Here is a 10,917-nt window from a genome sequence, read left to right as displayed (position 1 = left end):
AGAAACCATTGAAATCATTGGCATGTCGCACTTCAAATTAGAATGTACCGACCGCAATATATTTTCACATAACTTTGACGCCAAACGCGGTCGACAATTATATAATCCGTAGTTCGGAAACTGCACACCGAAACAAAGAAGATTCTGAGATTCTCTGAATCGGTGGTGCTGTCAGAACACGCGAGCTTAGTCCCCAGAATACCATCGATGGACTGACTGTTCTCAGGTAGGTGTGCGGAGCCGTTGGAGAGCCGCGCCTTGAAAAAGCAAGGCTGCTCTCGGTAGTCTCACTTGGCGACGAGAAGGCGCGGCGGAAGCCCTCTCGTGAGGATAGTCCGACTGAACGGAGATGCGATATCCGACGCAACGATGAAATGAAGCCCAGGCTATATCTCGCTCGGGAGAAGAGATACCACCAAGCGCATGGCGAGATCCAAGGCCAGCGGACCGCGACGTTGACATCCACCGAAATGCTGAACCAGCACTCTGCCGAGGGCACGGCGGTTCACGTCGTATTTCGCCGTCCTCAATGAGTCCAGCCGAGCAGGTCGCAGGGACGGCTGGATCAGCGCTGCAGCCGAGCTGAAGATTCGTCTAAGATGCACAGATTGTAGAGCAAGAAAAAAATGGATGTAACGGGAAAAAGGCAGTCTTGAATGAATATCTTAAACGAGAATGCCGGTCAACGCATGTCCAGATGCGTACGTGGTTCTGATTGCACTGTTGCAGAGGCAGATTCCCTTGCCATTGAGAATTAAAGCGTAGCAAATGTTTCACCAACGGAGCGTACTCTGGACATCATTGAGTTGCTCGCCGATCATCCTGAAGGCCTTGCGGTCAGTGACATAGCCCGACGGCTGAAGCTCCCAAAAAGCATCGCCCACAGGCTACTTTCAATTCTTACAGACTGTGACTTCGCCACCCAAGATCCCATCACACAGCATTACCGCTTGGCAATCCGAACCGCAGCCCTCGGGCTTCGTTTTTTTGCGAACATTGGTATGGAGCGACAATCTGGCTGAGATCACCTTGTTTGTCGCGCTGCACATTGGCCTCAACGATGTGTGCCAACCAATTCTGAATCAATTGGCACAACGCACAGAAGAGCTCTTTCGGGTGTGCGCTGCAGAAAATTGCGAGCTGGTGTGGATCGCTTAAGGCTCAAGGGAGCTCTGAGGGACGTCGATACGATAGGTCAACTAGCGCCAGCCGAAACGTTCAACCGCGCGTTAGGCTCAGGCCGAGCCCGACATCGGTCAGGCGCGTCAAGGCCATCCTTTTTGGCCGTTGTCGCGATTTGGTCGTCACGTTGATGTCAAGTACATGTCGAGCTTTCCGCGTTGCGTTTGCGTCCCGTTTTTTGCGGCATGATGCTTCACTGCGGGATCGGCGCACGGCCGTCGCCTTGATGGCGATCAGAAGAATGATGCGGAACAATTTCGGAAGCATCCTGATCGTTGTGATGAGACATCACGATCTCGTGCCGGCACTTGCTCGAGCAGCCTTCTCCCTCTCATAGAACAATTGCGAGAGATTCACGAGAAGGCGGCAGGGCAGAAGGCGGCTGGGCTGGACCGCCAGATCCACCATCCACTGCCGGCACAACTCGAACGAAATGAGCCGGCGACTGGAAGACCTGTAGCGCGACATATGTGGAACGGCCACGCGGGCAAGCGCTTTTTCAGACATTTCATCCAGCGGGATAGGTGCGGTCATATGTCCGGCCTTTCAGCGCGGTCTAAGACCGCTGGCCTCGATGAAATTCGCGATGCGAGGGGCTAATCAATCTGACGCGCTGTAAGCGCATTGTCGCGCCGGCCTCTCTCGCCTCGGGTGCCGTGGGTCATCGTCTAATTGTGCACTTGCCTCTGTCCGGCGGTCACGCTGGTGACCGTTTGGCTGATTGAAACCGGCATCGCCGTCAGCCACTCCAGGCCTTGCCACCCGCAGACACTCGGCAAGGACGAGCGCTTCCATCGCTCGCTTAAGGCCGAGGCGCTGCAGGGGCCGCCCTTTGCCGATCTCGCCAAAGCTCAGGCGTTCGACCGATGGCGCCATGTCTACAACCGCGCAGCGTCCTCACGATGCTCTGGGCGGCGTCGTGCGGCTCGACCGCTACCAGGCTTCGCCGCGCCAGTTTCCGCTCATCGAGTGACCGCCATTCGGCTCGCATGTCGCCAACCCGCCAAAGGAAAGGGCGCGCGGGCGCCTCACTCCGGCAAGGCTCGAATAGAGGCTGCCTGACGGCGCTTGCAGCCGATGCGCCGCGCTTCGCCACGAGGTCGTCCGCGCGCCTGAAGGGTATCCCGAAGGAATCTGCTTGTCGATCTTATCCGTCGTTCGGATCGATCTCCATTGCTCGGAGGGGAAGCGCAGCAAGGTAAGAGCTGACGCCCGCCTCTTCAAGGCTGTCGGCAACGGCTCGGCATCTGAGGCGCCATTTGCGGTTGAAGACCTTGCGCCTTTGCTCCACCTCCTTGGCGGTCCTGGCATAGATCATGTCGTTGTGGTCGGCGCCGATCTCCTCATGAAGCCGCTTGGGAGCATCCGCCAAGAGGTTGCGATGCTTGTGAACGGTGCAGCACTGAACGGGCACTTGTGGCCACAGGGCTGCAAGGGCGCTCTCCAGGGGCCGGCGCGGCTGTCGACGATGAGCAATTCCGGAACCTTGAGCCCGCGCGCCACCATATCGTCGAGCCCGTGCGCTTGTAGCGGTCCCGCGTGGATGCCGGCCACGGCTGACTGGCAGGGCGACTTTTCTCGGAAAATGCTCGGCGAGCAGCGTTGCGGAAGATCCCTTAAATCTCGCGCGCACCTTCCCGCTGCTGGCTGTTAAGCCTTGATCGACAAAGGAGAAAGCGCGTTCCCCTCGGCACTCGCTCGCCAAGCTTGCCTAGCGGCGGGAAATACTCCGTGGATGAAGCGAAAGTCGAGATAGCTTCATCAAGGCGAAGCGGCCTAATAGAAAATCAATAACTTGGCTGAGCGAGAAGGGCCTGGCGGGAGGGCTCGAGATAGCCAGTGGAACAAGCGCCGTTGAGAGCGTCCGCCACAACCATCTTGCGCGCGGTGGCATGAGGCAGGCGGGCCAAGCTCGGGACGAGCCGTTCCCGAGTATGGTGGGGTTGTCAATTGACACGATGCAGGATCACAATCCATGGCGACCTGGCGAAAGCAATACCGTGGGCCGAACTCGCGGTGCCGCTGGTCGCGGCCGAAGACGCCGTCGCTCGCCTCGATGAGAGACTTGCCCGCTCACCGGTGCGCGACGGATTTGTGGAGCGGTTTCATTTCCACGATGCGGCTGCGACACTCTGGCTCGACGGGGAGCTTGTCCATGTCGAGGACCTCGTCCTGCACGACGCGCATATGGATATCCGCACGCCGACGCACGAGCTCACCCGCGCGCATGCGATCCTGCGCACCCGCCGGCAGGTATTCAGCAATTCTCCCGACTGGGCGCTCGGTCGGGAAGGATTGCGAGAGCTGACTGGCCGCGGCGACGGAACGGCGGCGAAAAATGCAGGGGAGGGGGATCTGGCCCCGGAGCAGGATCGGGAGCAAAACGAGGCGGACGACTCGGATCCGCTGGCGGTGGAGTTCGCGGCCATTGACGCCGTGCTGGCGCGCTCGAGGGCAGTTCTCAAAGGCGCGGCGGTTCAGCCATTTCGGCCGCAGCCGGGGTCCGAACGAGATCCGTTGATCTACGATCCGGATTGGGATCAGACTGCCCGTCTCGACGATTGGCGTATCTTGGCTGATCGCACCGCGAACCTCCCGCCCGTTCTTGCTGCTGCGATGCTTTGGGACGCCTGGGAAGATATCAGCCCGCTGCAACATCAACCATGGCTTGGCAACCTTCTGGTCGCGGCCGGTCTGCGCCAGCGGCGGAAGACCACAGCCCACCTGCTGGCCCTTAACGTGGGCTTGCGCGTCGTTGGCCGCGAGCGCCGGCGCCATAGCGCCCGGACGACGCGATTGCTGGCATTCCTCGACGCGGTTGCCGAGGCTGCCGCGCTTGGCCTGAAGGAACACGATCGGCTGGCGCTCGCCCGGGAGCGGACATACGCTCTGACAGTCTGGCATCGCTATGATCGTCGGTTTCCAGCGACCCGATAAACGCGGCATCACGCAGCTCGCCTGATATCTGATGACGCTGGAACCGCAGCGCTGCCTTGGTCGTCTGACCCGAGCCGGGCGTTGAGGAGGTCCTCAAACTCGCGCCACAGGCCGGAATCCGCTCAGATATGGTGCGCCGCACCTCCTTGTCTATTTGGCGGCGCGGCCGCGTGTTGAAGCGCGGAAAGCGTTTCTCGACTTCGGTGATCTCCTTCGCGAACTCGGCTATCTCCTTTTCCAGTAGCGCTGTGATTGTCATCGTCATTGCGGCAGCATCGAGTATGTGTGCAACTACGTGCCCCAGTTCATTTGAAGCGGCTTGTTTGCCGGAAATCCCGGTCATCTTTCGGCTCTTCGTGCTGTTTCATATCGGTCTGCAGTCCGTGATCTGACTGCCCGCTCGCGTTCTGCCAATCAAATCGAACTCTAGCTACCCGATTCCCGCGCCAGCGTCTTAAGGGTACATTTGCTGCCACTTTGCTGGAAAAAATCAGCAGCGACCTCCAACTGCACGGATATCTCATGTTGAGATCAGTGGTGACCCTCGGCCGCCGACCGCTCTGACACAAACGTGATATTCTTTGGGTCGATGATCAACGTAAGATCTGAGGCGGTTGCGCCCGCGATGGCCTCCAACTGATCTTGAGAGAAGAACGCCATAGGCTCTTCACCGGCCGTTCGCGAGGCGCCGCAAAAACGTCCTGGCTGTCACCAGGACGACGTGGAGCCGGAAGGTACTCTTCATCGGAAAGGCCCGGGTGCGACCCTTCGGTGTGCAGCATTTTGAAGAGGCCGTTGATGTAGTTCTTCCCGTCCTGGGTCCACTCGTTGCGATCCGTTGCAAGAAAGCCGATCTCCGCAAGAAGTGCGCGCCGGTTCTCTGAACTGGAACGTGTCGCCGATTCCGCGGGCCGCACATTTCGGGCAATGTCGTCGAACAGGCTCTCGATAAACGTTCGAAGCTGTCCGTTGCAGGCGGCCCAATCGCCACGCGTGTGCGCTTTGATTGCCTGGTCGAGGTGCCCCAGCGGGGTGACGAAGCCGAAGCGCTTAAGGAGCTGGTGCACTTCGTCGTCGGTCTCGGGGAGCTGAATCTCACCGGGAAGCGCCCTCCGGATCGATGCGTTCCGGCCATAAGCGTCCCAGACCAGAACGTATCCGTCGCGTGCAAGTCCGCGCGCGAATGCTGTTCGGAGCGGCTGCCCCGAATCCTGCTGAGCCAGTTGTGCGGCCTGCCGGATCACCGCTTCGCCCAAGGTCATGCTGCCGTCGAGCGTGTCGAGGATCGTGTCCGTGCGTTGCAGGACGATGCGCCCGAGAAGATCGCATGGGAAGTCTACTCGAAGCGCAGGCCGAACCCGAACCGATCTCGGCGTTAAGATGTGCGCGGCGGTTTTCGATGATCGTCCGATGGAAGCGTTCGACCTCCTCGAACCGTCGGCGGACCATATCCGGCAGGACGACCCCAGCTTCGGCATAAAGCTTCGTGACGTCGCCGAGATCCGGTGCATCCTCCTCGTTCAGAGAGGCGCGAAGTTGCTGCAGCAGGTCGCCATCGACGACGTTCTCGACGTTCAGGGCGTCGATCTCGCTCGTGATGTCATTCGCTTCCCGCTCGAGTGCCTTGTATTCCGGTACGACCTCGAAGTTTTCAAGTTGGGCCCGTAGCCGCTCGGCACGCGCCTCGGCGACGGTGAGACGCGTGCGAAGGTCGGCGGCTTTGCCGAAGAAGCGGCCGAGATCACCGCTGCGAGCCACCTTGCGAAGCTCTTGGGCCACCTTCTCCTGGCCGCGCAGCTCCTGAAAGCGGCCGGGGATCGTCCAGTCTAGGCCGAGCAGATAGCAGATGGAGACCTGCTGGTCCCACGTCTGCTGCATGGTCGAATGCTGCATCGGTTGCTGGAAGCCACCACTGAGCTGCCGCCGCACGAAGTAGGAGAAGAGCGAGCGAAAGGATGGCTGGAAGCGCTCTGCCTCGTCTCCCGCCGAAATAGGGAGGCCGAACCAGAGATGGCCGAGATTGGCTTTCCAGTTCTCATTCGACAGCTCGAACAGTCCCGCGCGCTCATCGAATTGCGGCCTGATGGGGCAGCCTTCGACCGGGCCGTTGATGAAAATCCGGCTGGGCTTTGCCCCGCTCCGAGCCGCAGAAATGGTGTCGCCCGCGATATCCACGGCAACATCAAAGGTCCACGGGGAGAGCGCGTCGGAACGGAAAATGCTCTCCTTGCGCGCGTCGGCGCCGAACAGGAAATGCACGAGTTCCACGAAGCTGGTCTTGCCTGCGCCGTTTCGCGACTGGCGATCGTTAGCGCCTTCGCTCTTGTCGGCGAGCAGGATGTTCAGCCCCGGCCCGAAGGTCAGCGTCTTGAACGATGCGAGATCACTGGCGAAGCGACGGATTATGTCTGGACCTTCCGCACGAGGCCGCGCTCAAATTCGAGCGCGCCGGTAGTGTAGAGCAGGTCCAGCGACAGAACGAACCACTGGTAGTCTATCGGTGCGTTCGGGGCGTGCAGGGATCGCCGTCCGCGTATCTCATCCCACAGCCGCGACATCGTCATCGGCCGCCTGAGAATCTCCAGCACCTCTGCGCCGACGCCGATCAGCGCGCGATCCGGGCGGACATGCTTTGTCGGAAGGATCATAGGGCCTCCACGGTGGCGACCGGATCTTCGAAGATGTCGCAACTGTCGAAGAAGTAGGCGAGGACCGCTAACGCCGCGCCTTGCCGCTTCGGCTCGCCGTTGAACCCTGCGTAGTCCTGGAGATGTTTGAAGATCGTGTCGGCTGGAAGGTCGAGCGCCTTCAGCTCGGCATAGCGCGTGCGAAAGGCCTCGGCGATGCGCTCGCCCAGATCGGGCCGGGGGCTCTTCCGGAAAAAGGTATCGACAAGATTGGACTTGCGCCGGCCAATTCTCAGAAACAGGCCGGACTCCTCCGAAAGCGCGTTCTTTTCGAGCTTCTCGGGCGACGGGGGCGTCAGCGGCGGATTGGCTGGGCTATCCTGGCGCTGGAGAGCGTCGATGATCGGCATGAGGTCGGACAGGACCAGCCGATCGACGATGGCAATCGAAGCGGCAAATCCGAACAAGGCCTGCAGGGAAGAGAGATCCAGACCCATGGCGAGGGCAAGAAGCTCGGGCTCGGACCAGGTTGAAATCTGAAGCGGCGAATGGGCCTTACGCACGGTGTCCAGATGTTGGACTGCGTTCGGCGGCAGACCGCGGCCGTCGTTATGAACGAACACCCATTCCTGCATGTTGCCGCCCCAGTGGGCGCGCGCGCCGTGAAAATCTTCGTCGATCTTGGCGATGAGGTCAGCTTCTTTCATCGCCTCCGGTGCGTAGCACTGGAATACGGAGCCACTGCTGATGCGGCGGCCATCGCATTTCAGGTCACCATACGGACCGTAGGGGCGAACCTCCTCGAAGTCGGCGCCGAAAGCGTGCCCGGCTAGCCGAACAAACCAGTCCTGGAAGGCCGTGCCCTTTTGAGTGTGGAACGCCAGACGGAACTTGTCGACGTAGATTGACCTCTGCAACTCATCCATGCCGCCGCCTTGCCGATGACGCAGGGGCCATCTTAGCAGCGCGAGGCTTCGCAACTGCGGCAGCCGTCTGATCGCCCAGGTGCTGGATCCGAAGCGCGGGACGCTTCGGAAGCTTCACGGTCAACTCAAGTTTCCCCCCAACCGCTTCGACATAACTGCGGAGCGTTGAGAGATACATATCCGTCTGCTTCTCGATTTTGGAGACAGAGGGTTGTTTTATATTGAGAGCAGAGGCTATGTCTGCCTGCGCCTTGCCAGTAATCTGACGTAGTTCGCGCAGTCCTTCGACTTGCTGTTTCAGATCTTGATCGCCGGCCTGGGAGCGCTTGCGCTCGGCCCGGGGCAAGGAGGTGTTAACTGCGTTCATGCTCCATGCCGTAGATCGGCCCCTTCTTATCAACTGCGGCAGTGACAGCCACCTGTCCCAATGGCACGTGCGGGTATAGCTTCTAAGCTATATGGGGTCAAGATTGCAATAAGCGTATCCGGCGATTACTCGGCCGATAGGGCAGGTTGGCCCCCGAGTGTGGCTCCTGAATTTCAAGCGGTGACCGCCGCCGCGACAGCCGCGACGACGGTCACCATGCCTTGGGAGGCAAGGCGGGAAATAAAGGGCCTGGGCGGGCGCCTCGGGGCGGAAAACCTGGGGCATTCTCTCCTTGCGGGGGTTTTGGGTCATCGATTGCTACACTCATCTTCCAATCGCCTCTAGGGACGCGAAATGCGGGCAATTGGTTGGCTGCGGCTGCGAGCCGGGCCGGTTCCCCGCTCGATCGACAGCACTGGGTCAGGCGGAAGGTCCCCATCGTGAAGAGCGGCGAGACGCACGCCGACTTCCTTGTCGCCGGCGGTCAGCCGATGGTTGAGTCGCAGATAGTCCATCCACGTTGGCGTCCAGTAAGTCTCGGTCCAAAGCGATGGGGTGTGCAGGCTTCGCTGCAGCGACCAGTTCCGCGCACCGGCCCGGCTCTGAACGCGTCGCCGTTCGCGCATGCAGTCCAGAAAGGCGTCGAGGTTGTGCTCGGGAATCCGGTAGTCGGCCTTGACGATAATTGGCCCGCTTCTTGGCTTCAGGTCGAGCGCGAGCGACGGTGCGACGAACTCGGAGGAGGATTGTTCGGATTCTTCCCAAAGCTCGATCGGCAGCACGAAAGCCGCGGCCGCAACGAGCAACAGGACTGTGGCGGCACCTTCCAACGCCACGGCCAGCGAGTAGTTCTGGGCAATCGTGCCCCAGATCCAGCTGCCGGCAGCCATACCGCCATATGACAAGGCGTAGTATATGGAAAGGGTGCGGCCAACGACCCACCGCGGGCTCGACAACTGTATCGCGACGTCAATGCTGGTCCAGGTGAGCAGCCAGCCTGCACCGCCAATTGCGAGCGCAACGGCCGCTAGAGGCAAAGACGACGTGAGAGCCAGTGTCAGGCAGCAGGCGGCGCCGGCGGTAGAGGCGGCGGCGAGCAATTGATCGCGAGACATTGTCCGCCTTAGATAGCTACTACCAAGACCAGCCGAAAACGCGCCAATGCCGAAGGCGGCTAACAGGATGCCGTACACAATAGGCCCGCTCGCTAAGCGACCCCGCACGATGAGTGGCAGCAGCGCCAGAATGGATATACTCGCCAGGCCGAACAAGGTACCGCGGAAAATAGCCGCTCGGATCTCCGATGATATCGCCGTGAAGCGCAAGCCGTCATGGATGGCCGTGGTGATGCGCTCACGCGGCAACGGCGAAGCCCGAACCTGCCATCTTGAACGGGCAATAGCAGTTAGCGGCACCAGGTCGCTCAGCGCAGCCATGACGAAGGCGGCAAGCGGTCCGAGGAAAGCGAGAATAAGGCCGCCGAGCGCCGGACCAATGCTGCGAATGATATTGTATCCGACCGACATCAGCGTCACCGCTGCCGGGATGTCGCGCTTCTCAAGAATATCGCCGACCGAGGCGTGCCAGGCGGGGTCGTTGAGTGCAAAGCCGCAGCCCGCCAGAAAGCCCAGGCCCAGGATTAGCCATGGATTGACAAAGCCGAGCGACACGGAGATTGCCAGCGTCGCAGATGCGAGCGCAATCAGGCAGTGGCCGGCAAGCATCACGCCGCGACGGCTGAAACTGTCGGCGATCGCCCCTGCCAGGATCGAAAGAAAGAACGCCGGCAGTGTCGACGAAGCCTGCACCAGTGCGACCATCAGATCGGAGGCCGAGATCGTGGCCATCAGCCAACTTATCGCCGTCGTCTGCACCAGCCATCCCAGACTTGAAATTTGAGTAGCTGTCCAGATCGCGCGAAATGCGCGATTCTGCAGGGGAGCTAGTGTCGACGGGGCACCCGATTTTGGACTTTCGCGCTGCATAACTGTGACTACCTTCACGTCGCGTCTGTTTCCGACGCGGAAATGCTCTCGCATTCGGCTGCCCGCAGGCGACGGTAGTCCTCGGAGGTTGGCCCCCTTCGATCCAGCAAAGCGTAAACGAGCGTGAATAGCCGACGCGCAGTATCCGCGTCGATGTAAACGGTTCCCGCCAGTTCATCTTTTAGAAATCGAGCAGCCTCCTCGTGGATACCGCGTCGAGTAACATCGATCGCTTCAAGTAATCCAGGACCAGAATACCGGATCACGTCGAAGTAGTTTGCGCAGACTCGGGTATAGTCTTTTGCCAGACGTCGAATGGTGGTTAACGACACAAGCTGGCTCAGAACATCATCGCCATTTTTCGTTTGAATTGTGAGCGCAAGGCGTCCCCCTGCAAGCCCCATCTCGGCTCGGTAAGGACCTCCCTGATGTGCCGCTGGAATAAAGACGTTATTCTCGAGCAATCCACGAATGGCCAGCGTCCTTTCGCGCTCCACTCGCGTGTCATTGCATCCGAATCCCGGACTAAGAACGATATCGTAAAGTCGGAACACGTCCGTTTCCGCCGTTGAGGCTTCCTCCCGTAAAACTGTAAAAGCGAATGTCGCCATGTGAGAATATGATCTCTTCTAAGTAGTGCTGAGAGGCGCTTCCCCGCGGCGAGCAGATCATCTTCAGCAATGCCGGTTGCGAATAATGCTGCTAATGACAATGTCATTGGGCCTGTGAACTACTGCGCGTTGGGACGCAAAAGGGCTCGCTAGCGCCTACTTGCTGACGTAAGCTTGCCAAGCGTTGCCTATTTCCACCTGTTGGTCGGCCATTCGTTCGAAGAGTGCAGCCGGAATTGTAGTGAGCACGGCTTGCGCCTGCGGAGCTGCACTGATGAAGGG

The 10,917-nt window shown here is 59.9% G+C and carries 9 protein-coding genes and 2 pseudogenes; 3 read left to right on the top strand and 8 right to left on the bottom strand.

Features of this window, described 5'->3' with window-relative positions; translation table 11 throughout:
* Positions 1-806: 806 nt before the first annotated feature.
* Both GHK62_RS34450 and GHK62_RS22945 read left to right on the top strand, forming a co-directional pair.
* Positions 807-1,022, top strand: a complete 216-nt coding sequence (locus GHK62_RS34450; protein WP_234887014.1) for a helix-turn-helix domain-containing protein — start codon at positions 807-809, stop codon at positions 1,020-1,022.
* An 856-nt stretch (positions 1,023-1,878) separates the two neighbouring features.
* A pseudogene (locus tag GHK62_RS22945) lies at positions 1,879-2,146 on the top strand (integrase core domain-containing protein); the annotation flags it as partial.
* 173 nt (positions 2,147-2,319) lie between these two features.
* On the opposite strand, the pseudogene GHK62_RS33695 reads toward GHK62_RS22945, so the two are convergent.
* A pseudogene (locus GHK62_RS33695) lies at positions 2,320-2,697 on the bottom strand (transposase); the annotation flags it as partial.
* Positions 2,698-3,132: 435 nt separating this feature from the next.
* Here GHK62_RS33695 and GHK62_RS22935 point away from each other — a divergent pair.
* Positions 3,133-4,119 carry an RHE_PE00001 family protein gene (locus GHK62_RS22935; RefSeq protein ID WP_153441360.1) on the top strand — a complete coding sequence of 329 codons (987 nt, stop codon included), beginning with the start codon at positions 3,133-3,135 and terminating at the stop codon, positions 4,117-4,119.
* Positions 4,120-4,712: 593 nt separating this feature from the next.
* On the opposite strand, the gene GHK62_RS34445 is transcribed toward GHK62_RS22935, so the two are convergent.
* From GHK62_RS34445 to GHK62_RS22900, 7 genes are all read right to left on the bottom strand, one after another.
* On the bottom strand, positions 4,713-5,186 hold the full coding sequence (locus GHK62_RS34445) for a hypothetical protein (protein WP_234887013.1): 474 nt from the start codon (positions 5,184-5,186) through the stop codon (positions 4,713-4,715).
* Between the two features lie 28 nt (positions 5,187-5,214).
* Positions 5,215-6,387: an ABC-three component system protein gene (locus GHK62_RS22925; RefSeq protein WP_234887012.1), complete on the bottom strand. Its 1,173-nt coding sequence runs from the start codon at positions 6,385-6,387 to the stop codon at positions 5,215-5,217.
* A gap of 134 nt (positions 6,388-6,521) precedes the next feature.
* Positions 6,522-6,767, bottom strand: a complete 246-nt coding sequence (locus GHK62_RS22920) for an ABC-three component system middle component 6 (protein ID WP_153441359.1) — start codon at positions 6,765-6,767, stop codon at positions 6,522-6,524.
* Complete coding sequence (locus GHK62_RS22915; RefSeq protein ID WP_153441358.1) at positions 6,764-7,672, bottom strand: ABC-three component system protein; 909 nt, start codon at positions 7,670-7,672, stop codon at positions 6,764-6,766. The genes GHK62_RS22920 and GHK62_RS22915 overlap by 4 nt, the downstream gene beginning before the upstream one ends.
* On the bottom strand, positions 7,665-8,039 hold the full coding sequence (locus tag GHK62_RS33975; RefSeq protein ID WP_202982054.1) for an XRE family transcriptional regulator: 375 nt from the start codon (positions 8,037-8,039) through the stop codon (positions 7,665-7,667). Before GHK62_RS33975 ends, GHK62_RS22915 begins: the two co-directional genes overlap by 8 nt.
* Positions 8,040-8,380: 341 nt before the next feature.
* Complete coding sequence (locus GHK62_RS22905) at positions 8,381-10,024, bottom strand: MFS transporter (RefSeq protein WP_153436573.1); 1,644 nt, start codon at positions 10,022-10,024, stop codon at positions 8,381-8,383.
* Positions 10,025-10,038: 14 nt separating this feature from the next.
* Positions 10,039-10,635, bottom strand: coding sequence for a UPF0262 family protein (locus tag GHK62_RS22900; RefSeq protein WP_153436571.1), 597 nt, complete (start codon positions 10,633-10,635; stop codon positions 10,039-10,041).
* Positions 10,636-10,917: the final 282 nt, after the last annotated feature.

This window comes from Sinorhizobium terangae (assembly GCF_009601505.1).
Taxonomy (GTDB): Bacteria; Pseudomonadota; Alphaproteobacteria; order Rhizobiales; family Rhizobiaceae; genus Sinorhizobium; species Sinorhizobium terangae.
This window is presented reverse-complemented; position numbering and strand designations above follow the sequence as displayed.

What these genes read in the sequence shown, in the direction of transcription:
- GHK62_RS22900 (WP_153436571.1), bottom strand. Translation starts at nt 10,635, where the DNA reads ATGGCGACATTCGCTTTTACAGTTTTACGGGAGGAAGCCTCAACGGCG.
- GHK62_RS33975 (WP_202982054.1), bottom strand. Translation starts at nt 8,039, where the DNA reads ATGAACGCAGTTAACACCTCCTTGCCCCGGGCCGAGCGCAAGCGCTCC.
- GHK62_RS22915 (WP_153441358.1), bottom strand. Translation starts at nt 7,672, where the DNA reads ATGGATGAGTTGCAGAGGTCAATCTACGTCGACAAGTTCCGTCTGGCG.
- GHK62_RS22920 (WP_153441359.1), bottom strand. Translation starts at nt 6,767, where the DNA reads ATGATCCTTCCGACAAAGCATGTCCGCCCGGATCGCGCGCTGATCGGC.
- GHK62_RS22905 (WP_153436573.1), bottom strand. Translation starts at nt 10,024, where the DNA reads ATGCAGCGCGAAAGTCCAAAATCGGGTGCCCCGTCGACACTAGCTCCC.